Origin of the sequence: Gordonia sp. CPCC 205333 (assembly GCF_048537885.1) — a bacterium.
Lineage (GTDB): Bacteria > Actinomycetota > Actinomycetes > Mycobacteriales > Mycobacteriaceae > Gordonia.
The window spans coordinates 305833-331716 of the sequence record NZ_JBCLVI010000001.1; the positions used below are offsets into that span (position 1 = coordinate 305833).

Here is a 25884-nt window from a genome sequence, read left to right on the forward strand (position 1 = left end):
GAGGGACCATATCAAGAAATGGTGTCGGCCTTCACATTGCCGTGACCAAATTCAGGTAAAGCTGCGCCCCGAGCGAGGACTAGCCCTCGGCGTATCTTTCCCGCGTATCCACGGTGGTGAAATCAATTTCAGCCGCCGCATTATTGACGCCGACGACGGCGCCGGTCCCGAACTGCCCGTCGGCGTCGTAAAGATTTGCGGTACTTGTCGAGATGCCGTCACTCTCCACGTGGGAATCAGTTTCCACGACGACCCGGCCCTCGCGCGGCAGGCGGGCCAGGACGACGGTCAGGTCGCAGTTGATGAAGCCGATCCCGGTATCGCCCCAATTTCCCACCAAACTGGTTGATTCGGCGGCGATGACCGCACGCTCGAACGGGCTGAGCGCTTCGCCTGCCACGATGGGCACTCCGGCCGTCCAGAGCCGCTTGCGGACCGGTGCCTGCATCGGCGACATGTCATGTGACCAGACCGGGTCGACGTCGTCGGCCCTGCTGAAATAGCTGATGAGATCGTCGGCCGCCACCTCCGGTCCGCTCACCTGTAGCGCGGGCCGCTGCCAGCGCTCGCCCGGCGGATTGGCCGACTCGCGCACGAATACGGTGGTCGACCGCGCGACGGTCACCGGATCGGGGGAGTTCGCGGGGTACTGCACGACGTCGATCTCGACTACGCGGATCCGCCCGCCGTCGCGGATGACCCGTCCAACGGTGTCGGTTGGGTCGGTCCGTGCTGCTTTGAACAGATCGACTGTGAAACGTGCCGGACGGAATCCGTCGCGGCCGAACTCCGACTCGGCCCGTCGGGCCGCCACGCCGCATACCGCCGGGCCATGCAAGGTGTTGGGTGCCCACAGGCTGTGGGAGTACTTCGTCGGATGTAACCGGCCGTCGTCGGACGGGTTGAAGAAAGCGGTGGGAGCCATTTCGCCATCATCGCATCGTCGATGCAAAGTAGTGGTAGACGGGGCGGGCGGACAGTCGCGGGATTATGCTGTCCCCTATGACATTTGCAATCAACGTCCGGCAGTATCCGGCCGAGCTGGTCAACATGGTTCGCACCACGATCATCGTGACCTCAGTGCTGGGAATCGCACTGGGCGTAGCGATTCTGGTGTGGCCCAAGGCGACTCTCATCGTCGCCGCGACGCTGTTCGGGCTCTCGTTGATCGCAACCGGTCTGCTGCGGATCTATCAGGCCGCGGTGGCGTCATTTCTGTCGATTGGCTGGCGAATCCTGTTGGGTGTCTTCGGCTTTGCCATTCTGGTGCTCGGTGTGGTCGCGCTATTCCATCCTGCGGAGTCGCTCTACTTGCTCGCGATCTTTATCGGTGTCGGATGGCTGATGCAGGGTATCGGCGAACTCTTCGCCATCGGTAGCGGTGCGAAGCATGCGCCTATTTGGCTGCTGGTGCTATCCGGGATCATTTCGATAATCGCCGGTGTGGTGATGATCGCGATGCCGGGTCTCGCGTTGGCGACATTCCTGTGGGTCGGCGCAATCCTGCTCATCGCGGTGAGTATCGCGAGCCTCTTCACGCTTCCCAAAAAAGTCGACGAAAACGGAATCGCCGCTTCCGCCTAGAAGGCCAGGCCGTCAACCGTCAATGCCGCCTTAGCCGAGGACGTGTCGGCGGCGACGGATTCGATCAGGTCATGCACGGCGGTCGCGACGTCGAGTGAATGGGCAAGGGCGGCAGCGTCGATCAGCGGTGTCGGATTCACTTCGACACGATGTGCGGCGACCGCGCCGAGGAGCCTGCGGGCCGCCGGCGGGTCGTTATCCCATAGGGCATCGGCCGTCGATAGATACAGCGTCAGCGCGGGCGGCAGCTGGCCGATGTGCAGCATCGCCCACGCCCACAATTTGGCGACGTCGACGGTGTCCTCTTGGGCGCGTCCGTGCGTACGAATGTACTTGCCGTGCAGTTCTTTACAGAGCGGTGTGCTGTCCAGCCACAGCTCGAGGTGATACATGCAGCGGACACAGGAATGTAGGTTCGCCAGATACATCGGCGAATACGGACCCTCGCGGCGGCCGCGGATCTCGCGCAGGACCGAGTATTCGGCGAGTGCGTGCACGTATTCGCCGTTGGCTTCGAATTCCTCGGCGTCGGCCTGCATCTCTTCGATCATGGTGTCATTCTGGCCTTGGCCGAGACGTTTCGCAGGAGGTTCTGCGCAACCGGCCCCGCCGGCCGAAAGCGTGGCAGACTTGGTTGTATGAGCGACGACACCGGTGGCACCGACTACGACATCGACGACGACGATCAACTGCAGCCCGAGGACACGCTGGTTGAGACCGGCGTCGACGACGTTTTGGACGAGGGCTACTCGCCGCCCGAGCGTGAGCCGTGGGCCGCGCGCAATGGGCGACTCGACGGTCCGGAGAACCTGGACCAGCGTCTCGCCGAAGAACAACCCGACGTCAGCGAGTTCGACCCGGTCGAGCCCTCCGCGGGGGCAACCGGTGCACGTGCCGGACGGCTGGTGGCGCCGGACGAAGGTGTCGGCGAGGACACCGAATCGGAGCTATTGGCCTCCGACGTGGGAATCGACGGAGCCGCAGCTTCAGCTGAGGAAGCCGCGGTCCATTATGTCGACGAACAGGACGAGTGAGTTCAGCTCAGCTCACGCAACTGGTCGAGTACTGCTTGCTCGAATGAATCTGCTTGTGCGCCTGCCGATTCGAGAATCTTCCCGACATCGGGATCACTGAACAGGGCGATCAGCAGATGTTCGGTTCCGACATAGTTATGACCGAGTCGCAACGCATGCTGCACAGTGTTCTCCAGGACTGCCTTCGCTGCGTCGTCATACGGTACGACGGTGGACGCGTCGTCGTTGCGTGCGCCTGGCCCGGATGAAAGTTGTTGTGTCAGCTCGGCGACATCGGTTCCTAGCGAGATAAGCGTCAGGACGCCGAGTGATTTGTCCTCGGCGAGAACTCCTCGTGCGAGATGTGCTGGCGTGGCGAACTCGGCCGACTCGCGCACCGCCAGGTTGTGCGCGGTCACCACAGCGTTGCGGGCGCGAGGGGTGAACCGCGCGAAGGGATTCGATGCGGCGTCGTCGGGCGCGCTCGGTGCCTGACCGACAAATCGCTTTTGCGCGGCCTGTTTGCTGACGCCCATGCTTGATCCGATCGCGGTCCACGAGGCGCCGGCTCGGCGAGCCTGGTCGACGAAGTGGCCGATCAGCGCATCGGCGATCTCGCCGAGATGTTCACCGGCGGTGACCGCGTCAGAGAGTTGCTCGAGCGGGTCGTCGTGAACGTTGCGGATGGAGTCGATGAGATCGCCGAGGCGAACGTTGGTGAGGTTCTTCTTTTCGGTCATGCGTCAACCCTAAGTTGACGCATGCGTTTCGTCAACTAGCGGTTGACGCTGCGGTGGTGCGGGCCGCGCGGATTTCGGCCGGTGTCACCACGCGTGGATCGGTCGGGATCGGACTGAGGCGATGTTCGCGCAGTGTCGCGCTGGTCATGGGAGCGACCGCGCCAATCACGCGCTGTTCGATGACCGGATTGAGCGTGGCTCTCACGGCGCGTTTCGCGGCGACGATCGCCACGCGGTCGATTACGCCGGGCTGATCGAATCCGCCGAGCTTACGCATCCACGACGGCAGCGTCGCGATGGTGACCGGTGCCATCAGGCGGCTGGCCAGCCAGAACTTCAGTCCTGCGGTGGGGTAGTCGGTACGCAGCAGATAGTGCATCCCGCGCATCGCGGCCTCGGAGGTGCACAACTGCGGGCGCATCTGCGCGAAATACTCTCGAACCTCCTCGCGGTTGGTCGGTACGTCCGACGTCTTGCAGGTCTGCAGATCCGCGGCGATGACGCATTCCCGCCAGTACTGAGCCTCTTCGTCGGCGCTCAGGGGGCCGGGGCCGAACATTTCGTAGCATTTGAGCACCGAATGCCAGCCGGTGACGTGAATCCACAGCTGCGACGCCGGGTTATTCGCGGCGAACCGCTTTCCGGTGATCGGCTCGATGCCGGTCATCGCGGCGTGGATGCCCATCAAATGCTCGGATTCCAGCAATGCGCGTTCGCCATCGCCGACCGCGACGGTCAGAAAGTACGCCAAAGTGTGGTCGAGGCGAACCGCCGGCTTCCGGTAGATGCCCTGCGAATTGGCAACTGCCGCAGCCAGAAACGGATCGAAATGTTCCAAGACCACCGATCGTTGGAAGCCGACAATCGCGGTCGGTGCGGCCCACACCTTCCATGACGGCGAGTCGGGACCGAAGAATCCGTAGTTGTTCGCGCGGAGCGGTGGTCGCGCGTGTGCGGCCGGGGCCGGTGCGTTCATGGTCGTTCCTTTGCTGGCTGTATTGCTACATCTCTGTAGTAAATTACTACAACCATGTATCTTTGACGCGTGCCAGTCAAGTGGTTGGCGTCAGAAGGGGACTCGACGAATGGCTGTCAAGACTGGGACACGACGTCCGTACGCGGCTCGGATGCCCGAAGCCGAGCGGCGCGACCAGCTACTGGATGCCGCGTTGTCGATTGTGGTCTCACGGGGCCACGGCGCTGCGACCATGGGCAATGTGGCAACTCAGGCGGGCGTCACCCGGCCGGTCGTCTACGGCATTTTCGCCGACCGCGAGGAATTGCTCGCCGCGTTGCTTGACCGTGAAAGTTCGGCCGCAGCGCAGCAGGTCATTGAGCTAAGTCCAGGCGTTGACATCGCCGACCTGGCCGTCGCGCTGGAGGCCGGTCTCCCGGACCTGGCCGAACAATTCCTGCGATCGGTCCGGGCCGCACCCGCTCGCTGGTTCTGCATCGTCATGCAGGTACCCGGAATGCCCGTCGAATTCCACGCCGCCCGCGACGCCGTGCGGAGTCGGATCGTCGACACGTTCGCCGCCGCAGTCGCCCGATATGCACCAGATGCCGACGCCGTGCTGACGGCCGAGATGCTGGTCGGCATGCTCGAGTGGGCAGCCCGGATGACACTCACACAGCCGGGCGACTATCCGCCCGAGCGGTTCACCGCGGCGTTACGGCCGATCAGCGCGATGTTCGGAGCCATCGGGGCGTAATCGGTTGTCGGCGAGCGGATAAGCGCATACGGTGGGATTTGGCGTCGATCCGGGCCGACAATGCTGGGAGTCCTATGAGCACCGTTGCACCGCCACAATCTCTCCTCGACACGTTTACGTCGGTGCGGTCAGTGACCGACGAGTTGACCGCGAACCTATCCGCCGAAGATCAAACGCCGCAGTCGATGACCGCGGCCAGTCCGGTGAAATGGCATCGCGCACACGTCACTTGGTTCTTCGAAGAGTTCATTTTGCGGACACATCCGGACTACGCGGTCTACGACGACACCTTCCGGTATCTGTTCAACAGCTATTACGAGGCTGTTGGTGCTCGGCACCCTCGACCAGACCGTGGCCTGGTCACCCGGCCTGGCATCGAGGACATCACTCGATATCGCGAACATGTCGACGCGGCACTGACAGATCTGCTGATACGCGGCGATCTTGACGAATCTGCTTATGCGCTAGTCGAATTGGGTTGCAATCATGAGCAGCAGCACCAAGAACTGCTACTCATGGACTTCAAGCACCTGCTGTCCCGGCACGCATTCGCGCCGGCCTACGTCGACCGTCCGATTGAGCCGGCCGGTGCGGGCCCGGAGGCGTTGAGATGGCGGACTATCGCGAGCGGACTGGCCGAGGTCGGCGCGGATGGATCCGAATTCGCGTACGACAACGAAGGTCCGCGCCATACGGTGTTTCTGGCCGGTGGCGAGATCGCTTCGCGCACAGTCACGAACTCCGAGTGGCTGGAGTTCATCGCCGACGACGGATATCGACGCCCGGAACTCTGGCTATCCGACGGCTGGGCGACCATCAACGAATCAGGTTGGAATGCACCGGAATACTGGGATCTGAACAACTCCGATCCCACGTCGTCGACTACCTTCACACTCTCGGGCCGCAGACCTATCGTCCTGGATGAGCCGGTGGTGCACGTGTCCTTCTACGAGGCCGACGCTTACGCCCGTTGGGCGGGCGCGCGGTTACCTACCGAATATGAATGGGAAGTCGCGGCAAGGGATTTGGAGCCACTGCGCGGTGAGTTGCTTGATCCGGCGCGATGCCATCCGGGACGTGCGGCCGAGGCCATGATCGGGGACGTATGGGAGTGGACGGCCAGCGCGTATCTGCCCTATCCCGGCTTTACCCCGGCCAATGGCGCCGTCGGGGAGTACAACGGCAAGTTCATGTCCGATCAGCATGTGCTCCGCGGCGCGGGCGCGGTGACCCCGCGAGGACATGAGCGCATCACCTACCGGAACTTCTTCCCAGCGGCGTCGCGCTGGGCATTCGCCGGTCTGCGGTTGGCGCGATGACCACTCTCGACACCGGATTTGCCGCCGACGCCGCGACCCTCTGGAACGATCCGCCGACGCTACCAACCAAATGGCTCTACGACGAACGCGGCAGCAAGTTATTCGACGAGATCACCCGACTGCCCGAGTATTATCCGACCCGGCGCGAAACCGAGATTCTCGCCGCGCACAGTGTCGATATCGCCCGTCGCACCGACGCCGCACTGGTCGCCGAATTCGGTTCTGGCACTTCGACGAAGTCTCGGCTGCTGTTGACCGCCTTCGCACACCGCGCGGCGCTTCAGTCCCGATCGTTGCGGTATGTGCCGATCGACGTCAGTGCCGAGATCTTGACCCAGTCAAGCCACGACCTGTCGCTTGACTACCCGGCCGTCAGCGTCGAACCTTTGCTCGCCGACTTCACCGAGCCGCTCGGCCTGCCGTCATCGGACGGGCCTCGGCTGGCGGTATTCCTCGGTGGAACCATCGGCAACTTCGAGGCTGCCGGACGAGCGGAGTTCTTCGGACGTATCGCCGACGGACTCGCCCCCGGCGACTTCTTCCTGCTCGGGGCGGATCTCGTCAAGGACACTGGGCGTCTTGTAGCCGCATACGACGATAAGGCCGGTGTGACAGCGGATTTCAACCGCAACGTGATCGAAGTGCTCCGGGTCGCGCTGGATGCGACGGGGCTGTACCCAGATGACTTCGCGCATATCGCACGATGGAATCCTGGCGAGCACCGCATTGAGATGTGGCTGCGGACCCGCCGCGATGTCGACGCGTATTTCGCTGCGCTCGACCGGAATTGGCGACTTCCGGCGGGAGCCGAGATTCTGACCGAGATCAGTACCAAATTCGAGGTCGAGTCGCTTGAGTCGGAGTTGCGTTCCGCGGGTCTCGCACAAGAAGCGTTGTGGACCGATTCGCAGGAAGATTTCGCCGTGATCCTGTCCCGACGGTGATCACAATCGTTCGATTCGGGTGAGGACGCCACCGGTCGGATATGCGAACATTGGCGGTGACAACGCGGCGTCCTGCCGAGTCGAACTAAGGAGCATGCATCATGTGGGATTCGTTCTGGGACTTCATCTGGTACACGATCGTGATTTTCGCGTTCGTCGCTTACCTGATCGTGCTCTGGCACATCATCGGAGACCTCTTCCGCGACAAGGCTTCCTCGGGCTGGGCCAAGGCGGTATGGGTCATTTTCCTCATCATCTTCCCGTATCTGACGGCAATCGTGTACCTACTCGCCAAGGGCAAGGGAATGGCAGAGCGGGAGAAGTCGGCGTTCGACGACGCGAAGAAGCAGTCCGATGCCTACATCAAGTCGGTGGCCGGGGTCAGCCCGTCGCAACAGATCTCGGAGGCCAAGGGGCTGCTCGACTCCGGCGCGATCACTCAGGACGAGTTCGACGCGCTGAAGGCCAAAGCATTGAGTTGATCTAACTTGCCAGCCCAGCGGGCGCCTGTCACAACACGGTGGCAGGCGCCCGCTGCTATTCTCGCGGCAAGATCTCGCGGCGGCACGGACAGCCCACGACCGTCTGCCGAGGGGTTGGGTCAATTCGTCGCACCCGCAGGAGCCCGCCGTGATCGCATATGTCGCCAAACGCGTGGCGTCGTGGGCTGCGCTTGTCTTCATCGCGACGAATCTGGCCTTCTTCCTTGCGACAGCGTTCCTCGACCCTCGCTCCAACTACGCCGCCCGCCGCCCGCCGCTCCCCGAGGATGTCGTCGACACCACGCTGCGTACGTACAATCTCAACGATAAGACGCCGCTGTTGGAACGATGGTGGAATTGGTTGTCGGGCATACTCTTTCACTGGGATTGGGGCTCAACGCCGGTCGGTGTGAGTGTCAACGATCAGGTGTCGTTCCGAATCTGGACGTCGGTCCAGTTGGTGGCCGGGGCAACCGTGATCGCGACCGCCCTAGGTATCGCCCTCGGTGTCTATACCGCGCTGCGACAGTACAAATTGGCCGATCGGGCCTGGCAACTTGTCTCCATCGCGATGATCAATGTGCCGGTTGCGGTTGCCGGTCTGGCCGTCGTGCTGATCGGTATCGCGATCAACCAGCAGGCCGGCGATACGATCTTCTACGTCTCGGGTTCGTCGAGTATCGACGTGCATGGCTTCTGGCCGGTAGTGCGTGACCGGGCCGCCCATCTGGTCTTGCCGACGATAACACTCGTCGTCGTGCAGTACGCGGGCCTGCACTTCCTGCAGCGAACCCTGTTGCTGGACAACATCAATTCCGACTTCGTTCGGACGGCTCGGGCCAAGGGCCTCACTCGCGGCAAGGCGGTCCGCCGCCACGCGCTACGCACCGCGATCATCCCGGTGGCGGTTGGTGTCGCATTCGCGGTGCCAGCAGTCTTCACGGGCGCGGTGATCACCGAGACAATTTTCGGTTGGGAGGGGATGGGGCGGTATTTCGTCACCTCGATCGCTAGCAACGACGTCTACGGGGCGGTTGCGGTGGCCGCGTTCGGTGCGATGGCAACTGCGGTAGGTGCGATCCTCGCCGACGTCGTGGTGGTGTATCTGGATCCGCGCGTACGCATCTCGCGAGGAGGTTCGTCGTAGATGTCGACGGTTGATCTGACTCCGGTGGCGACCCGCCCGTCGGGGCGGCTACGACTTTTCGCTCGCCGCTTCGCGCGTAACCGGTCGGCGCTGGTCGGCCTGGTCGTGTTCTCCGCACTGGTGCTTTTCGCCATTTTCGGCGGATTCTTCACACGATATAGCTATACCGACACCGACTTCCTCGCGATCGGCTTCCCGCCGGGTGACGGTCACTGGTTCGGCACCAACGACGCTGGAAACGACCTCTATGCGCAAGTAGTGCACGGGCTTGGCCGGTCACTGATCATCGGACTGTCCGTCGCTATCGGAACCACCGCCCTGGCCGCCGTAATCGGTTGCCTGGCAGCGTACTTCGGTGGCTGGATCCAGCGGGTCGTGCTGGGTGTCTGCTATCTGCTGCTCGTGGTGCCGACCTTCCTGATCCTCGCCTTGATCTCGAATAAGACCGGCGGTGACTGGCGTTGGCTCATCGTGGTTCTCACCCTGACCGGCTGGATGATGCTGGCGCGAGTCGTATTCTCGTTGGCCGAGTCGATCCGCAGCCGGGATTACGTCACTGCCGCAAGGTATCTGGGTGAGTCACCGTGGATCATCGTGATCCGGCACATCATCCCGAACCTTGGTTCACTCCTGGTGATCAACTTCGCGCTCGGAGTGGTTACCACCGTTCTCGCCGAGACCGGGCTGTCATTCCTCGGGTTGGGTGTCAAGATTCCCGACGTCACGTTGGGCTCACTGCTGCAGTCCGGTGCCGGTGCGCTGGCGGCGTCACCGTGGTTGTTCTACTTCCCGGCTGGAGCGTTAACCCTGTTGACGGTGTCGATGACATTGCTGGCTGATGGTCTACGAGATGCATTGGACCCGAACACCGCTCGACGACCCCGTCGCCGATGGCAACGAACTGACCGAACCGGCGTGAAGGGGAAGGTATGACCCCCGTCCTATCTATCCGAGACTTACACGTCGACTTCGACAGTGAAGCCGGTGTCGTACAAGCGGTGCGCGGAGTGTCTCTCGATGTGGAGGTAGGACGAACCCTGGCGATCGTCGGCGAGTCCGGATCGGGCAAATCGGTAACGGCGATGTCGGTGATGGGATTGCTCCCCGACACCGCGCGGGTATCGGGGTCGGTGCGACTGGCCGGTGAGGAGCTTCTGGAGCGTAGCGACAAGGACTTGTCTGGTATCCGCGGACAACGGATTTCGATGGTCTTCCAAGATCCGCTGTCATCGTTGACACCAGTATTCACCGTCGGCGCGCAACTGGTAGAAGCTCTGCAGATTCATCAGGCGATGTCCAAATCGGCGGCGTGGCAACGGGCGCAGGAATTGCTGGATCTGGTCGGAATTTCCGACTCAGGCCGGCGAGCGCGTTCGTATCCGCACGAACTGTCCGGTGGAATGCGGCAACGAGTGATGATCGCGATGGCTATTGCGAATGATCCCGAAGTGATTATCGCCGACGAACCGACCACCGCACTCGACGTCACCATCGCCGCGCAGATTCTCGCACTGCTGAAGAAGGCGCAAGCCGAGACGGGGGCGGCACTTCTGCTGATCACCCACGATCTCGGCGTAGTCGCCGGGACGGCTGATGAAGTGGCCGTGATGTATGGCGGGCGGATTGTGGAACGGGCCGCCGTCGATGACCTATTCGCGCGACCACGGATGCCGTATACCGTTGGCCTGCTGGGGGCGATGCCGCGGGTCGATCTGAAGAATATCGGCGGCAGTGAGCCTTTGACACCGGTCGACGGAACACCCCCGCTACTGGTCGACGTTGCCGATCGGTGCCAGTTCGCGCCGCGGTGTCCTCTGGTCGTCGACTCGTGTACCGCGGCTGAGCCGGTCCTTGAGTCCGTGACGCAGGGGCATCTGGCGGCGTGTGTCCGGTCGAACGAGATAGCTGGCCGGGGCTTGATAGCTGGCGACCCGATCTTTCCGGCCGGCGTCGAACCAGTGAAAGATGTTGTGCTGGATAAAGTTGCCAATGGACTGGTGCCGCCGATCCTCACCGTCAATGGACTGCGACGTGAGTTTCCACTCACCGCGGGTTTGCTGAAGAAGCGGGTGGGGACCGTAGCCGCGGTGGCCGGCGTCAGTTTCGAAGTACGTGCGGGGGAGACCTTTGCGATCGTTGGTGAGTCGGGCAGCGGAAAGACCACTACCCTGACCGAACTCGTTGATCTCAACCAGTCGGCTGGCGTGATGACCCTCGACGGTATCGATCCCGCGACCTTGACCGGGAGGCAGCGCCGCGGCCTGCGGCGCAGCATGTCGATAGTTTTTCAAGATCCCGCGCAGGCACTCGATCCGCGTTTCACCGCCTACGACATCATCGCGGAGCCGTTGCGCGCGTTGGGGATAGGCAAGACCGAAACGTCTCGCCGGGTCGGCGACTTGATGACGAAGGTCGGCCTCGACGCCGCACACGCCGATCGCTTTCCGATCGCGTTCTCCGGTGGACAGCGGCAGCGTATCGCGATAGCGCGCGCGTTGGCTCTGGAGCCGAAACTCGTTGTCCTCGACGAGCCCCTGTCGGCACTTGATGTGTCCGTGCAGGCCGGTGTGGTCAATCTGTTGAGGAAGTTGCAGCAGGAAAGCGGGGTGGCTTTCTTGTTGGTCGCCCACGACCTCGCCGTCGTCGCGCATATCGCCGATCGGATCGCGGTGATGTATCGCGGGGCATTCGTCGAAACAGGTACTACCGCAGAGGTTTTCGGTGCACCTGCCCATCCCTACACCCGTGCGCTGTTGTCCGCGGTGCCGGTACCCGACCCTGTGGCACAACGCCATCGACGGCCAATCCTGTTGCGCGGCGAGGCATCCGCAGACGGTGACGCTGCCATCGGATGTTCATTTACCGGCCGCTGTCCACTGTTTGCGCGACTTGGCGATGCCGAACGTGCCCGGTGTCGTGCGGACGCGCCGGAACTGTCGGTGGATAGTGGAACTCACGCCTACGCCTGTCATTTCGCATCGCATGAACTGGCGGCGGACCTAACCGACGCGGACCGGGAGGCTCCGGTATGAGAACACGGTGGCTGAGGTTAGTGGTGGCACTGATGACGACGATGGTGGTCGTCGCCGGCTGCGGCGTCGATCTCAGTGGTGAAGGCAGCGGAGGCGGGCGAGAAGCGCAGTTGAATCTGCAACCGCGCGACAATGTCCGGGACGGCGGGACTCTGACTACCGCGATCCCCGAGGTAAGCGCACAGTGGAACTCGCTACAGGCCGATGGGACGCTGTATACACGGCTGCTCTGGCGTTGGTACAACCCGATGCTGGCGTATTTCGCGCCGAATGGTGACTACTCGTTCAACCGGGACTATTTTACTGACGTCCGAACAGAATTGGTGCGCGGAAACACTCGGGTTACCTACACGATCAATCCGCGAGCGAGGTTCAACGACGGGACCGCGATCGACTGGCGCGCCTTCGAGCACACGTGGCGGATCACTCGTGGGACGGACCACGCGTATGTGATCAGCTCGTCGGATGGCTATTCGCAGATCGCCGCGGTGACTCGCGGGGTCAACGACAAACAAGCGGTGGTGACTTTCAACGGGGTGTGGGCCTGGCCCAATGGGTTGTTCAACGAACTCATACACCCGAAGGTCAATACGCCGGACCTATTCAACAAGGCTTACCTGCAGAATCCACATAATGAGTGGGGCGCTGGGCCGTACGTCGTGTCCTCGTATGACCGCAATCGCGGTGTGGTGGTCTTCACGCGCAACCCGAAATGGTGGGGTAAGCCGGGAAAGTTGGACCGCCGAGTCTTTCGTCAGATGGAAGCCCAGGCAACGATTAATGCTTTCCGTAACGGCGAGATCGACGTCGCGCCATACTATTCGAAGAATGACCGGGCGCAGCTGATCACGATGCCACGTATTGACTTTCGAGTGGCACCTACTCCGCAACGATCGTTGCTCGTAGTGAACCTGGACAGTCCGTTGCTCGGTGACATCCGGGTTCGGGAGGCACTATTACGCGGAATTGATCGAAAGACCTTGTCGCGCATCAAGTTCGCGGGTCTGAACTACTCCGAGGAGCCGCCGGGATCGTTGTCGATGTTCGCCTTCCAGCCCGGATATGAAGACAACGTCTCGGCGTCGATTACTTATGATGTAGGCAGGGCGAAAGCACTCCTCGACCAGGCCGGCTGGCGTACCGGTGCCGACGGAATTCGAGTGAAGAACGGTCAGGCACTGACACTTTCGCTTCCGCTCATCTCGGATGCGGAGTGGGTCGCCAACATGGGGCGGGCCATGCAGTCAATGCTCAGGTCAGTTGGAATCGACTTGCAGATCACGGTGCGGCCGAGTTCGGAATTCTCCAGCATTGTGATCAACAAGGAATTCGATGTCTTCATGATGGGCTTCTCATCCGGCGATCCGTATGGCATGGCTTATCTTTGCCAGGCGTGGTGCGAAGGATCTGAACTCAACAAGGCTGGCGCGGGTTCGCCCGAACTCGATGCCGAGATCGCGCGCGTCGCTCAGATCGCGGATCCGGTTGCTCAGATTGCCGCCGGAAATGCGGTGGAGCGCAGGGCGTTTGCTCAATATTCCGATCTTCCGCTGTATGACGGCCCGCTTATGGTGGCGACCAAACATGGCCTCGCGAACTACGGATCGGGCATCTTCTATGTCGGCCCGGTGGAAGACGTCGGCTGGCAGAAGTAGTCAGCGGCTCCGGCTCAGCGTCAGATACGACTCGTGCCATAGCCATTCCAGCGGACCTCGGTCAAAGCGGCGCATCCAGAACCGAGCGAACACCATCATTGCCGAGCTGACGACGACAAACAACCCAACCGTGGCCGGCACCACCGTATCTGGGCCGAGGTGTGCTGAAAGGCCGAGCCCCCAGCCGTAACAGATGAGACCGGCCAGAATATTTTGTGCCACATAGCAACTCAGCGCCATGCGGCCGATCGGCGACAGTGCGTTGCCGATCGCTCCAGTGTCGCGTCCGTCGGCGTAGACGTGGGCGATCGCGGCCAGTATGCCGAGCGAGACGATCGGGGCGATTCCGTAGCGGCCCAGGAGTAGCCCGGCGTCGCCGCCGAATATGCCGACGAGGAAGTCCAGTGGCAGTGCGATCCCGAATCCGATCAGCATCATCTTCCTGCGCACACCGGCGGCGGCAGGCGTCAGGATGCCACGCCGGTAGAGGGCCGCACCAACAAGGAAGAGCGCGACCGACATGGGCAGGATGAATACCATCTCGAAGCGGAACATGACGAAGTTCTGTGCCCGGAACACGATGAGGTCGGCAAAGCTTCCGTCCGCATAAGGATTCGGCGACAACGCTTTTGGCTCTGACGGCGTCGTTGAGTGCTCGAGCAGCCACAGCCCGATGGCCGCAACGGCCAGTAGTACCGCGTGTACGCACACTGCGACGACGACCGCGATTCGCTGGCGTCGAATCCGCCAGGACAACAGGTAGGCGACGATCAACCCGGTGACCGCGTAGCCCATCAGAACGTCGAATTCGGCGAAGAAGAAGTAATTGAGCAGACCGTCGAGGAAGAGTAGCGCTGCGCGCCACGGGTAGCGGCCCGGCCAGCGCTGCTCGCGTCGATGGGCCGAGGTTTGCTGAATCGCCAGCCCGATGCCGAACATCAGGGTGAGTAGTCCGAGGAATTTGCCCTGCACGAGTTGTTTGAGGACATCTTCGGTGATACTCCAGCCGCCCGTCGCGTGGCCGGTGCCGTTGAGGTAGCCGACGAGTCCCTCGGCGTTGGTGAAAATCCAGATATTGGTGCCCAGCGTGCCAAGGATCGCGATACCTCGCAGCACGTCCAGACTCGCGTAGCGGCCGGGCGAGCGGGCGCTGGTGCTACCGACCGCTGCGGCGGTTGGAGTCGTCGGGGCCACTTGGATCTCCGTTCGCCGAGGATTTGTTAGCACGAACGTGCTAACAACGTAAGCTAGCACAGTTGGACTACCATAGCTAGATGCCAAAGCTGATCGACCACGACGCACGCCGCGCCGAAATCGGCGAGGCCCTATGGCGGATCGTCCTCCGCGACGGAGTTGGTGGTGTGTCGATCCGGGAGGTCGCCGCTGAGGCGGGCATCTCGGCGGGTTCGTTGCGCCACGTATTCGCCACCAAGGACGAGTTGTTGCTGTTCTCGATGCGCCTTGTCTATCAACGCGCCGCGCTACGGGTGGCGGCGCATGTCGCTATCGACGACCCGATCGAACGCGGGCTGGCAGTGCTCGCGGAGGTGCTGCCGTTCGACGACGACCGTCGCGTCGAGATGCATGTCAATATGGCTTTGGTTGCCGAGTCGGGCACTCGCCCGGCACTGCGCACCGAAGCGTTGCGGGCCCATGATGGGCTGCGTCAGCTGTGCCGCAATGTGATCGAGCGCCTGCGGGACTACGGTTTGGTCGCCGACGGCCGCGTCATCGAAGCCGAGGCGATGTGCCTACACGCGCTAATCGACGGCGCCGCAATGCATTTGGTACTGGGCGACAACGATCGCCCCGACGAGGTCTGTCGAATGCTGCTGTCCTATTTGGAGGGTCTGGCTTAGATGTGAACCGCCGGGCCGACTTTCAGGTGGAAACCGGGTAATTCGCTCAGCGGGATCGACAACTCGAACGTTCGATCGTAGCCGGTGGAACTAATACGCCAGCGGTCGTCGGTGCGACGGTAGGTGTCGGCGTAGAAGGCCGCGCCGACGAGCATGAAGTTCATCTCCGCGACGATCACCTTATCCTGCAAATACCAACGACCGCTTGCGCTGTCACCGTCTATCTCGATTTCTGGGTGGGCGACGCGGTGTTCGCTGATCAGGTTCGGGCCCATATTCGTTCGCATGAACTCGACGATCTCCGCGCGACTCCTCAGACTCAGCTCGCCGTAGTTGCCGGTCGCGTCGTCGGTCAGGGTATCGGCGAAGGTATCCCAGTCCTTGGTATCCAAGGCCCGCAGATACCGGTACTTGGTGGATTTGATCGCCGCGATATCGTCGGCCCGCGAGTCGGTCACCGCGCGGCTGCTTCCTTCTTGCGTGTCCCAGGTAGCACGCCGGCTTTGATCACGGCTTTCACATAAGGTCTTGTGCGACTGAGAATTTCGCCGGCCTCCGGAGCGGACCACGCTGCGCCGGTCGCGTCGTCAGTGCGGCGCTCGATGGCCTGGTACAGCTCGAACCCCGAATCGGTGAGTCGATGACCGGTTTCAGTTCGGGTAAGCAGCCCTCGGTCGGCGAGTCGATCTATCGACGCTTGCCAATCGTCTTCCGTCCACCCGCGACTGATCAGGAAGAACTTGTGTCCCAAGGCCCGTCGCGTCACCGTCGGGTCGGGCAGCTCAGCCTCGTGGAGGACGCCGGCATCGATGCCGTTGACGTCGTAGAGCACCAGCGCTGCGATGTGGTGATCGCCACGCCACTCCCGAAGTACAGACAAATGGCGCCACAGAGCTAGATGAGGGGCGTCGGGCACCGACGTCGCCGCCCACGCGGCCGCGAGGGGCCGCCCCGTCAGCGGAAGCTCCGACACCGTTGCGCCGTACCAAGAGATGAGATCAGTCAATTCGGCGTCTTCGATCAGACCACCCAAGATTTCGCGGTACTGCCTGTCCAACATTTGTTCGCGGCGCTCCATCACGCGCGGCAGCCCAACCTCGCGTGCCGCCGCCCATGACGTCGAAATCATTTGCGGCGCAAAGTTGTAGAAGGTCGCGGCCACCACCGACGGGGAACATTCGCCGAGTACACCGCCGCGGGCGCCGACGTAGAAAGAGTGGGCGTCGAGGCCGGTGTCGCGTTGCGCGTCACCGAGACCCGGATTGAAATAGGCGAGAACGTGGTACGGCTCAAGCGTTTCGTAAGCGCGGCGGGCAACGTCTGCCGGAGTCTGTGGGCCCGCATCAGGTGAAGTCATATGTCAACGTTTGTCACGAACGCCGACGACTGTCAACCCTTCCCGAGTTGCCGCCAGCAGGCGGGCTGGTGTCGTCGGGTGACGGGGCATCAGATTCACCTGTTGCCTGGGTAGGCGGCGGATTCCGATCGGCCTCCTTTGGTGCGGTGGAACGAAAAGACGCGTCCGAGAACAACTCCGCGAGACGCGATCCTTCGCCTGCCTCCTCGCGTCCGCGTCGCCAACCGCCCTTCATCGGGGGTTCTTCGGCGAAGTGATCGGCGTCGACAGATCCGTACCAGGCCACCAGAACGGCACCGATGAAAGCGCCGATGAAGCCGACGACGGCGAGCCAGGCGAATCCCGACTTGGCGGTGTCACCGAGAAATACCACGCCGACCAGACTGGGCCCCGCGGTCTCGCCGACGACGAGTACCGCGGTCACTCCGTTAACCGCGCCGAGTTGCAGTGCGACGGTCTGCACATAAAAGCCAACCGCACCGGCAACCGCGATCGTCCACGCGGCCGGGTCTAACAGGAGCGCGCCGACGTCGAGGGGGTGGACACCATTGAGTACACGGACCGCGATCGCGATGACGCCGAACAGCAAGCCGGCGGCCGCACCGCCGACGATGGCGCCGCGGGTACCGAGGCGATAGACGGCCCAGAGTGCGACGCCGCAGAGTGCGACGGTCGCGAGGAACAGTCCCCAGTGGAAGCTGATCTCCTCGCCGCCGCCGGTGGAATGCGATGACGCCGCGCCGAGCAGGCACAGCGACACGATGACAATGCCGATGGCGATCCAGTCGCGGGTATGCAAGACGATCCCCAGCAATACGGTGCCAAGCAGTGCGGTGACCACCAGGTTGGCCGAGACGATTGTTTGGGACAGGAACAGCGGCAGGAATCGCGCGGCGATTGCGCCTCCGGCGAAACCGACCACAACCATCATCGTGCCGAGTACAAAGGAAGGGTCGAGGAATGTCGACACGGTGGATTGGACGGACGGTCCACCGGTTGAGGTCAACTGATCGGAGCGGCCCTGCTCGCGAGCTTCCTGCGCAGTACGACGAGCGCCGAGGGCACGAAGCACCGTCGACATTCCGTACGCGACTGCGGCCAGGCTGGCTGCGATCACGCCGATAACGAACATAGGCGCTTAACCTCCCCAAATCTCGGTACGGACGCGTCCAGCGCAGTTGACAATAGTAGTTATTGTCAACCAGGTCGCGAATCTGGATATTCCCGTCAAAGTCTGATTCTTCGCTGATTCCAAGGCGGCGTTACACTCCCTGCGATGCATACTTCTGCGGGAAAACACGTCCTCATCACCTTCGCGCGCTCGTTCTTGACGTTGGAGTTGTCGCGGCTGATGGCCGCAGCCGGACATCGAGTCACAGTCGTCGACAGCATCGCGGTCACGGTGAGTCGCTACTCCAACTCGACGTCGAAGTTCGTACGGGTGCCACCACCGAAATTCGAGCCGCAGGCCTACTGCCGGAAACTCTCGCAGATCGTCGTGGACGAAGGCATCGACCTGGTCATCCCCATCCACGAGGAAACAGACATCCTCTCGATGATGGTGGGCCTGTTCGACCCGTCCGTCAAATTGTTTTTGACCGACTTCGCGACTCTCGACACCCTGCACAACAAGGTCAGTTTTCAGCGAAAGCTCGCTGACATGGGGTTACCGACCTTGAGTTTCGCTTCGGTGAGCAACGACGCCGAATTGGCCGCGGTCGATTTCGGTACCGCGTTCGCGCTCAAACAGTCGTATTCGCGAGGCTCGCAGAATATCTACAAGGTGGTTCCCGGTCAGCCGCTCCCGAGCCCCAAGTATGAAGCGGGCAATGAGTGGCTGGCCCAGGAGTGGACGTCAGGCACAAGTTACTGCACTTACTCGATCTGCCATGAGGGCAAGATCTACGCGCATGCGACCTACCCGGTCCGGTATGCCATCGACGGTAAATCCTGTCTCACCTTCGAACAGGTCACCCACCCGGGGATCTTCGACTGGGTCACCAAGATCGTCGCGGAGACCAACTTCACCGGCCAGATCGGGTTCGACTTCATCGACAACCCGGAGACCGGGCTGCGCTGCATCGAATGCAATCCCCGCGCCACGAGCGGCATCATGATGTTCCGTGAACATAACGGCATCGACCGCGCGTTCTTCGGCACCAATGTCGATGCCGCAGGTGAAGTGGAGCTGATCGAGCCCGACGCCGATGTCGACAAGATGATCGGTGTCGGGATGCTGCTCTACGGATGGCGCAAGGACGCGTTTCCGAATAACTCCATGCGCGGATTCGGCAAGGAATTCCGCCGTGCGCAGGATGTCATCACCCGCAAGGGAGACGAACGCCCGGCACTGATGCTGGTGCCCTCCTACGCAGCAATCCTGCGTACCTGCTTCAAATACAAAGTGGGCCTGGCCGAGGCATTCATGCACGACCACGAGTGGGACGGGCACAAGGTTTAGCGACGGCGCTTGCCCCGTTGGCCGAGGAGACGCGCCCCTTCCGCTGGTCGAGTGGGCTCGCCGAGCGCTAGCGAGACGCGCCGGTATCGAGACCCCGCAAGCCGAATGCCCAACCCCACCAATGGAATACCGCACAACCCCGCAATCACCTACCGACGAAATGTGGTGGAATACGACTTTCGGCCCGGCCCCGCCGCACCGACTTCGTAGGCGTCGAGCGCCACTGAAGTCGGCGTGATGTCGAGTGTCATGAATCCGCGGTGCGTGTAGTTCTCGTATCGCGCTCGATTGATCTTCGTCGAGTGTGAATGCACTGTCTTCGCCGCCGCGCCGGAGACAATTTGCCGAGTGCCTTTGAGTGCGGGCGTCGGGTCGAAGACCTGTTGACTGTGGTCATGGCCCGACATCAGGAACTGCGCGCGTCCGGCGACGTGCCGCTCGACGAAAGTCTTCAATGCCACGCCATTGAGTGGTGCGGGAAGTCCGTCGTATCCACCCGCCGGTCCATGCGGACCATTATTCAGATAGGGGTGATGGGTGCAGACGAATTTCCATGGGGCAGTTGACGATCGCAACCTGTCGTCGAGCCAGCGTGCCTGCCGGGTCATATAGGACCCGCCCGGCTCCCAGTACGGCGAGAGGAATGGCGGGATATAGGCGGCGAGCGGATTCAGGTCAAGGATGAAGAAGTCGGCGACACCGAGAGACACCGAGTAGAACCTCGACGGCATGTACCAGCGTCGTGAATGCCGGTGATAGGCCACCTCGGCGTCGCCGCGTAGCAGCCAACCGCCGTCGCCGGGGAAGATGGCGGTGGTGTCATGGTTGCCGAGCGCCATCAGCCACGGAAAATCGAGTTGCGCATTCGGCTTTTCGAATTTCGCGTGAAACTGAGCGTCGTCGGGTCCTTTTGGTCCCGACTCGTAGATGTTGTCGCCAAGGCCTACGGCGATATCAAAAGGTGTGCGCGCGTGTATCTTTCGCGCGAGATCGGTGACCGCGAATTGTGGCGCGGCACCGGTTCCAGCGTCGCCGGTGACCAGCACCCGAACGCGCTCGGATGCTGGCGGAAGCGGAAATCGTTGCGCGGCAACGGCAGGGCCGACTCCGCTGATGACAGCGGCGCCAGCAGTGGCTGCCGCCGCGCCAGCGAGAAACCGCCGACGGTCGATTGTCGATGAGGTGGAAGACGAAAGGGGGCTGTCCGAATCGCGACTCACCAGGTTACTGTGTCACGTTTGTCGCGTCCGCGCGTGCCATCGGTCAGCCGGTCGCCAGCTCGATCGAGCTGCCGGGAATCGCATCGATGAGTTCGCGGGTGTAGTCGGAGGCCGGATTCTCGTATACCTCGTCGGTCGGACCGGAGTCGACCACCTTGCCACGCGACATGACCAGTGTCTGATGCGCGATCTGTTTCACCACCGCTAGATCATGTGTGATGAATAGATAGGTGAGACCGAGTTCTCGCTGCAGATTCTCTAAGAGGGTGAGGATTTGAGCTTGTACCAGCACATCAAGCGCCGAGACTGCTTCGTCCAAGACGACGATTTCGGGATTGAGGGCCAGTGCCCGCGCGATCGCGACGCGCTGACGTTGGCCGCCGGATAGTTCGTTGGGGTAGCGGTGCATGGTGTCGGCGGGAAGTGCCACCATCTCGAGTAGTTCGCGTACCCGTGCTACCCGCTGCGCTTTGTCGCCGACGCCGTGTACCGCAAGGGGTTCGGCGACTGCTCGATAAACCGAATACATCGGATCCAACGAGCCATAAGGATTCTGGAATACCGGTTGTACGCGTCGCCGGAACTTCTTTGCCTCGGCACCTTTCAGGGTTGATACGTCAATGCCATCGAATTTGACTGTGCCACTTGTTGGTTCGAGGAGCCCGAGGATCATCTGGGCCACCGTGGACTTGCCTGAGCCGGATTCGCCGACGACGGCCGTCGTAGTTCCCTTCAGCATGGTGAAGCTGACGTCGTCGACAGCCCGAAAGTCGGTGCTCTGGAACGGGACCGAACCACGGATCGGGAAGTCCTTCACCAAATTCGACGCGACGACCACCTCGACGGGCGGGTGGGCAACCGATGTGGTTGGTTCGGTGGCCGGCTTGGTGAGAACGGGCGCATCGGTCCGTCGAGCCGACAGCGATGGAGCCGCGGCCACCAGCCGCTTGGTGTAGGTGTGCTGCGGATCTTGCATGATCTCAAGTGCCGGTCCGGATTCCACGACACGACCCTTGTACATTACGACGAGATGACTCGCGCGCTCGGCGGCGAGTCCGAGATCGTGGGTGATGAGTAATACGGCGGTGCCGAGGTCGGCGGTGAGTGTCTCGAGGTGATCGAGAATCTGGCGTTGCACCGTGACATCGAGCGCTGACGTCGGCTCGTCGGCGATCAACAGTTTCGGCCGGCAGGCCAGGCCGATCGCGATCAGCGCGCGTTGTTTCATGCCGCCGGAGAACTCGTGCGGGTATTGATTTACTCGCTTGTCCGGATCGCGCATTCCAGCTTCGGCCAGTAGTTCAATCGCGCGCTTGCGTGCGTCGCCCTTGTCGGCACCGTTGGCTTTTAGTGTCTCGCGAATCTGAAAGCCGACCCGCCACAACGGGTTCAAGTTCGTGTTGGGATCCTGCGGTACTAGTCCAATGCCGTCGCCGCGAATCTTGCGGAAGTCTTTCTCCGATGCCTTGGACAGGTCCTGACCGTCGAATAGGATCTTGCCGCCTGCCACCTTTCCGGTGCCTTGCAGGAGCCCCATGACGGCCGCCGCCGTGGTGGATTTACCCGATCCCGACTCGCCGACGATGGCAACGGTCTGCCCCGGGTAGACGGTGAGATTCGCGCCGCGAACGGCGGGCACAGGCTTGCCCTGAACTGTGAATTCGACTAGCAGGTCACGTATATCGAGAAGTGGCCGCGTTTGTTTTTCGGACATCAGCGGGTCCTCGCCTTCGGATCGAGTGCGTCGCTCAGTACGTCGCCGAGCATCATGAAGGTGAGCACGGTGATCGCTAGCGCGGTCGCGGGGAAGAACAGGATGGGCGTACCTTCTCGGAGAAGTTGTTGCCCGTCGGCGATATCCATACCCCAGGAGACTTCACTCGCGGGCAGGCCGATTCCGAGGTAGGAGAGCGTCGCCTCGGTGACGATGAAGATGCCGAGTGACACTGTAGCGACGACGATGACCGGGCCGAGACAGTTCGGGATCACATGAGTGAACAGCGTTCGAAACCTGGAGGCGCCCAACGACTTCGATGCGGTGATGTACTCCTCGTTGCGAACCGAGATCGCGGCTGATCGGGCGATTCGCGCTATCTGTGGCCAGCTGAAGATTGTCAGGACCAGCACCACTGAATAGACGGTGCGCGAGGTGACCATTTGCATCACTACGACGGCGGCCAGCATGAGTGGAACACCGAAGAAGATATCCGCCAACCGGGCTATCAATGAATCGAGCTTGCCGCCGTAGTATCCGGCCGCGGCGCCGAGCAGTCCGCCGATGACGACCACAGCGAGCGTCGTGAGCACACCGACCAATACCGACGCTCGAGCCCCGTAGACGGTGCGGGCGTAAATATCGTGGCCTTGTAGGTCGGTGCCGAACCAGTAAGTGGAGCTGGGGGGTAGCAACGACCGATCGAGGGATGCGGCATGCGGATCTTTGCCGAATGCGAAGACTGACGGAAATAGGACCACCAGCACGATCAGCGTGAGTAGGACGACGCAGACCCAGAACAGTGGCTTGGCTCGGAGCTGCAACCACGCCGTCAGCCAGAAGCCGGCCGGTTCCACGTCTTGGTCGACGGCGTCGATCGCACCGACTGTCACGTCTTCGGCGTCGGCGACGAATCGTTCTTGGCCGGGATAGATGTGCTTGTCAGGCATGGCGAATCCTCGGGTCGAGGGCGGCGTACAGCAAGTCGACCACCACGTTGCAGAGCAAGTAGATCAAAATCAGCACGGTGACAAAGGAGACCACCGTAGTCGCCTCACCGCGGATGATTGCCTGGTAAATGGTGCCGCCGACGCCGGGGATGTTGAAGATGCCTTCGGTGACGAGCGCGCCGCCCATGAGTGCGCCGATGTCGGCGCCCAGGAAGGTGACCACCGGGATCAGAGAGTTGCGCAGTACGTGCACGGTGACCACTCGTGGTCGGGACAATCCTTTCGCCGTCGCGGTGCGTACGTAGTCGGCGGAAAGGTTCTGCGACACTTGAGAACGCGTGAGTCGTACGACATAGGCGAAAGACACCAGGCCGAGCACAATGCCCGGCAACAGTAGGTGATAGAAGTCGAGGTTGCCGCCGACGGTGACGGGGAACCACTCCAGTTTCACGCCGAAGACGAACTGAGCGAGGAAGCCCAGGACGAAGATGGGGATGGCGATGATGATCAGCGACACGAAAAGGATCGAGGTGTCGAACCATTTGCCTTTTCGTAGACCGGCGATCACGCCGAAGGAGATACCGAGTATCGCTTCCACCGCGAGCGCGATCAGCGCCAGGTTCACCGTGACCGGGAAGGCCCGTTTCATCACATCCCACACCGGCTGTCCGGAGAAGGAAGTGCCGAAGTCGAGCGAGAAGACGCCCTTGATGTAGTACCAGTATTGGACCAGGAATGGCTGGTCGAGGTGGTACTGAGCGCGTAATCCGGCGATGACTTCGGGGGGTAGCGTGCGGTCGCCGCCCAATGCGGCGATCGGGTCGGCCGGTACCAGGAAGACCAGGGCGTAAATGAGCAGCGTGGCGCCGAAGAACACGATCACCGCCTGCCCGATTCGGCTGAGGATGTATCTCACCATCGCGCTACTCTTTCGTGAGGTTCGGGAAGTCGAAGAGGCCGCTCCAGCCCAGTTCGCCCTTGATGCCGTCGCCGACACCGGCAGCCGCGATGTAGTCCCAGAGCGGAACTGCTGGGAGGTCGCGGAGGAGAAGGGCCTGTGCCTCGTTTACCAGCCGGCTCGATTGGGCGGGGTCTACCGCTTGTTGTGCCTGAGTCATCTTGGCGTCGAAGTCGGGATTGCTGTAGCCACTGTCGTTCGAGCCGCCGTCGGTTAGGTACTGCGACTGCAGGAAGTTCATCAGCGAGGGGTAATCGCCTTGCCAGCCGTTGCGGCCCGCCGATTTGAGCGTGTGTTTGGTCAGCTCGTCGCGGATCTGTTTGAAGGTGGCATAGGGCTTACCCTCGGCGTCGATTTTCAACGTGTTCTTGATCTGAATGGCGACCGCGTCAATCCACTGTTTGTGGTCGCCGTCGGAGTTGTAGGCGATGCCGAAGGATCCGCTCCACGGTCGAATGGCGTTGGCCTGCGCCCATTTCTGGCGGGCCTTGTCGGGGTTGTACTTCACGTTCTCGTTGCCGGGGATGTTGCCGTCCCAGCCCGGGACCGATCGCGCCGTGAAATCCAGTGACGGATTGCGGAGGCCTCGGAAGACGACGTCGATCACCTGCTGGCGGTTGATCGACATCGAAATCGCTTGCCGCCGTAGACGTCCCTCTTCGTCGTCTTTGAAGTGATCGAGATATTCTGGAATCGCGAAGGCCAGCATCTGGGCTGACGACTGGGTAATTGCCTTGTCGCCGAGCGTCTTTCGGAATGAACGCAGGGCACTATTCGGGATGGTGTCCAGCGCGTCGAGGTTATTTGACAGCAGGTCCGTGTAGGCCGAGTCGTATGACTCGTACATGATGAACGCGATGCCGCCGTTCTTCGGTTTGGGGCCTTTGTAGTCGTCATTGCGCACGACGTCGAGCTGTACGTTGTGCCGCCACTGTTTGAACTTGTACGGCCCATTGCTCACCGGGTTCTGCCCGAATTTCTCTTTGCCCTCGACGAAGAAAACGTCGGGCAGTGGCTTGAATGGAGTGAAGCCGAGGGACAGTTTGAAGTCGATGTTTGGGGCGGTGAGGTCGACGGTGAAGGTGTAGTCGTCGACCACCTTCAGGCCGCTCATTTGGTTGGTGGTCGCGCCCTTCTCGGACACCGCCTCGTAGCCCGCGATCGGGGAGAACAGGATCTGCTGCTTCTGCAGATTCTCGATCGACGCGCCAAAGTTCCACGCTCGCACGTAATTCGACGCCTTCACCGGAGTGCCGTCGGTGAACGTCCAGTCGCGTTTGAGTTTGACGACGAAATGCTTATTGTCGGTGGTCGCGACAGATTCGGCGTTCGCGAGCTCGGGCGTGCCGTCGGCGCGGTATGTGTAGAGCCCGGTGAATAGGGCGTCGACGACACGTCCGCCCATATTCTCGTTGGTGTCGGTCGGCAATAGCCCGCTCTGGGGTTCGCCGGCGTTCACCCGGATTATCGCGTCGGGGCCGCTGCCGTAGACGCCTTTGGCGCCGTCCATGCTGCAGCCCGCTAGTACCAGGCTCGACGTTGCCGCGATTGCGAGGATCACTCGCGCTGCGGTCAGTCGACTTCGTCTTCTCACCACTACCTCCGTGTGAGTCGGCCTTTCGGCCGGCTTCAGTGGGCGTGGCACAGCGGTGTTGCCGCCGTGCGCAACTCACTTCTTGTATTTCCCCCGGCCGCAGAACTCTTCACCATCGTTGTCACGTGATGTTGAATCGTGGC

General features: G+C 61.8%; 25 protein-coding genes. 12 read left to right on the forward strand and 13 right to left on the reverse strand.

The window, feature by feature from the left end; translation table 11 throughout:
- Nucleotides 1–79: 79 nt before the first annotated feature.
- Nucleotides 80–925 carry an acyl-CoA thioesterase domain-containing protein gene (locus AAFP29_RS01405; RefSeq protein WP_419215509.1) on the reverse strand — a complete coding sequence of 282 codons (846 nt, stop codon included), beginning with the start codon at nt 923–925 and terminating at the stop codon, nt 80–82.
- Nucleotides 926–1002: 77 nt separating this feature from the next.
- On the opposite strand from AAFP29_RS01405, the gene AAFP29_RS01410 reads away from it, so the two are divergent.
- Nucleotides 1003–1584 (forward strand): HdeD family acid-resistance protein, encoded by a 582-nt coding sequence (locus AAFP29_RS01410; protein WP_419215510.1) that lies wholly within the window; start codon nt 1003–1005, stop codon nt 1582–1584.
- Here the strand turns inward: AAFP29_RS01410 and AAFP29_RS01415 are convergent.
- Nucleotides 1581–2135 carry a hypothetical protein gene (locus AAFP29_RS01415; protein ID WP_419215511.1) on the reverse strand — a complete coding sequence of 185 codons (555 nt, stop codon included), beginning with the start codon at nt 2133–2135 and terminating at the stop codon, nt 1581–1583. The two genes, AAFP29_RS01410 and AAFP29_RS01415, sit on opposite strands and share 4 nt — an antisense overlap.
- Nucleotides 2136–2222: 87 nt before the next feature.
- Here AAFP29_RS01415 and AAFP29_RS01420 point away from each other — a divergent pair, with 87 nt between their 5' ends.
- On the forward strand, nt 2223–2618 hold the full coding sequence (locus AAFP29_RS01420) for a DUF5709 domain-containing protein (protein ID WP_419215512.1): 396 nt from the start codon (nt 2223–2225) through the stop codon (nt 2616–2618).
- 2 nt (nt 2619–2620) lie between these two features.
- Here the strand turns inward: AAFP29_RS01420 and AAFP29_RS01425 are convergent, their stop codons facing one another.
- Together AAFP29_RS01425 and AAFP29_RS01430 are read right to left on the reverse strand one after the other, a co-directional pair.
- On the reverse strand, nt 2621–3337 hold the full coding sequence (locus tag AAFP29_RS01425; protein ID WP_419215513.1) for a Clp protease N-terminal domain-containing protein: 717 nt from the start codon (nt 3335–3337) through the stop codon (nt 2621–2623).
- A gap of 31 nt (nt 3338–3368) precedes the next feature.
- Nucleotides 3369–4313: an oxygenase MpaB family protein gene (locus tag AAFP29_RS01430; protein WP_419215514.1), complete on the reverse strand. Its 945-nt coding sequence runs from the start codon at nt 4311–4313 to the stop codon at nt 3369–3371.
- Nucleotides 4314–4422: 109 nt separating this feature from the next.
- Here AAFP29_RS01430 and AAFP29_RS01435 point away from each other — a divergent pair, with 109 nt between their 5' ends.
- From AAFP29_RS01435 to AAFP29_RS01470, 8 genes are all read left to right on the forward strand, one after another.
- Complete coding sequence (locus tag AAFP29_RS01435) at nt 4423–5049, forward strand: TetR/AcrR family transcriptional regulator (protein WP_419215515.1); 627 nt, start codon at nt 4423–4425, stop codon at nt 5047–5049.
- 74 nt (nt 5050–5123) lie between these two features.
- Nucleotides 5124–6368, forward strand: a complete 1245-nt coding sequence (gene egtB, locus AAFP29_RS01440) for an ergothioneine biosynthesis protein EgtB (protein WP_419215516.1) — start codon at nt 5124–5126, stop codon at nt 6366–6368.
- A complete protein-coding gene (gene egtD / locus AAFP29_RS01445) occupies nt 6365–7312 on the forward strand; it encodes an L-histidine N(alpha)-methyltransferase (RefSeq protein ID WP_419215517.1) in 948 nt (315 codons plus the stop codon). The genes egtB and egtD overlap by 4 nt, the downstream gene beginning before the upstream one ends.
- Nucleotides 7313–7413: 101 nt before the next feature.
- Complete coding sequence (locus tag AAFP29_RS01450; RefSeq protein WP_419215518.1) at nt 7414–7794, forward strand: SHOCT domain-containing protein; 381 nt, start codon at nt 7414–7416, stop codon at nt 7792–7794.
- Between the two features lie 148 nt (nt 7795–7942).
- Complete coding sequence (locus tag AAFP29_RS01455) at nt 7943–8941, forward strand: ABC transporter permease (RefSeq protein ID WP_419215519.1); 999 nt, start codon at nt 7943–7945, stop codon at nt 8939–8941.
- Nucleotides 8942–9874, forward strand: a complete 933-nt coding sequence (locus AAFP29_RS01460) for an ABC transporter permease (RefSeq protein ID WP_419215520.1) — start codon at nt 8942–8944, stop codon at nt 9872–9874.
- On the forward strand, nt 9871–11973 hold the full coding sequence (locus AAFP29_RS01465) for a dipeptide ABC transporter ATP-binding protein (RefSeq protein WP_419215521.1): 2103 nt from the start codon (nt 9871–9873) through the stop codon (nt 11971–11973). Before AAFP29_RS01460 ends, AAFP29_RS01465 begins: the two co-directional genes overlap by 4 nt.
- Nucleotides 11970–13628: an ABC transporter family substrate-binding protein gene (locus tag AAFP29_RS01470; protein ID WP_419215522.1), complete on the forward strand. Its 1659-nt coding sequence runs from the start codon at nt 11970–11972 to the stop codon at nt 13626–13628. Before AAFP29_RS01465 ends, AAFP29_RS01470 begins: the two co-directional genes overlap by 4 nt.
- Here the strand turns inward: AAFP29_RS01470 and AAFP29_RS01475 are convergent, their stop codons facing one another.
- On the reverse strand, nt 13629–14822 hold the full coding sequence (locus tag AAFP29_RS01475; RefSeq protein WP_419215523.1) for a DUF418 domain-containing protein: 1194 nt from the start codon (nt 14820–14822) through the stop codon (nt 13629–13631). It abuts the gene before it with no gap.
- 80 nt (nt 14823–14902) lie between these two features.
- Here AAFP29_RS01475 and AAFP29_RS01480 point away from each other — a divergent pair, with 80 nt between their 5' ends.
- Nucleotides 14903–15487, forward strand: a complete 585-nt coding sequence (locus AAFP29_RS01480; protein WP_419215524.1) for a TetR/AcrR family transcriptional regulator — start codon at nt 14903–14905, stop codon at nt 15485–15487.
- On the opposite strand, the gene AAFP29_RS01485 is transcribed toward AAFP29_RS01480, so the two are convergent.
- From AAFP29_RS01485 to AAFP29_RS01495, 3 genes are read right to left on the reverse strand one after another with little or no spacing between them, the layout of a single operon-like run.
- The gene (locus AAFP29_RS01485; protein ID WP_419215525.1) at nt 15484–15945 is read right to left on the reverse strand and encodes a nuclear transport factor 2 family protein; all 462 of its coding nucleotides are present in this window, start codon (nt 15943–15945) and stop codon (nt 15484–15486) included. The two genes, AAFP29_RS01480 and AAFP29_RS01485, sit on opposite strands and share 4 nt — an antisense overlap.
- Nucleotides 15942–16844: an SCO6745 family protein gene (locus AAFP29_RS01490; RefSeq protein WP_419215526.1), complete on the reverse strand. Its 903-nt coding sequence runs from the start codon at nt 16842–16844 to the stop codon at nt 15942–15944. The genes AAFP29_RS01485 and AAFP29_RS01490 overlap by 4 nt, the downstream gene beginning before the upstream one ends.
- Nucleotides 16845–16857: 13 nt before the next feature.
- Entirely contained in the window at nt 16858–17976 is a 1119-nt protein-coding gene (locus AAFP29_RS01495; protein WP_419215527.1) for an EamA/RhaT family transporter, read from the reverse strand.
- A gap of 144 nt (nt 17977–18120) precedes the next feature.
- On the opposite strand from AAFP29_RS01495, the gene AAFP29_RS01500 reads away from it, so the two are divergent.
- Nucleotides 18121–19305 (forward strand): carboxylate--amine ligase, encoded by a 1185-nt coding sequence (locus AAFP29_RS01500; protein WP_419215528.1) that lies wholly within the window; start codon nt 18121–18123, stop codon nt 19303–19305.
- Between the two features lie 149 nt (nt 19306–19454).
- Here the strand turns inward: AAFP29_RS01500 and AAFP29_RS01505 are convergent, their stop codons facing one another.
- The 5 genes from AAFP29_RS01505 to AAFP29_RS01525 are packed head-to-tail and all read right to left on the reverse strand — an operon-like array spanning nt 19455 to nt 25744.
- On the reverse strand, nt 19455–20525 hold the full coding sequence (locus AAFP29_RS01505) for a metallophosphoesterase (RefSeq protein ID WP_419215529.1): 1071 nt from the start codon (nt 20523–20525) through the stop codon (nt 19455–19457).
- A gap of 43 nt (nt 20526–20568) precedes the next feature.
- On the reverse strand, nt 20569–22239 hold the full coding sequence (locus tag AAFP29_RS01510) for an ABC transporter ATP-binding protein (RefSeq protein ID WP_419215530.1): 1671 nt from the start codon (nt 22237–22239) through the stop codon (nt 20569–20571).
- Nucleotides 22239–23189 carry an ABC transporter permease gene (locus tag AAFP29_RS01515; protein ID WP_419215531.1) on the reverse strand — a complete coding sequence of 317 codons (951 nt, stop codon included), beginning with the start codon at nt 23187–23189 and terminating at the stop codon, nt 22239–22241. The genes AAFP29_RS01510 and AAFP29_RS01515 overlap by 1 nt, the downstream gene beginning before the upstream one ends.
- Nucleotides 23182–24108 (reverse strand): ABC transporter permease, encoded by a 927-nt coding sequence (locus AAFP29_RS01520; RefSeq protein WP_419215533.1) that lies wholly within the window; start codon nt 24106–24108, stop codon nt 23182–23184. The genes AAFP29_RS01515 and AAFP29_RS01520 overlap by 8 nt, the downstream gene beginning before the upstream one ends.
- A gap of 4 nt (nt 24109–24112) precedes the next feature.
- Complete coding sequence (locus AAFP29_RS01525; RefSeq protein ID WP_419215534.1) at nt 24113–25744, reverse strand: peptide ABC transporter substrate-binding protein; 1632 nt, start codon at nt 25742–25744, stop codon at nt 24113–24115.
- Nucleotides 25745–25884: the final 140 nt, after the last annotated feature.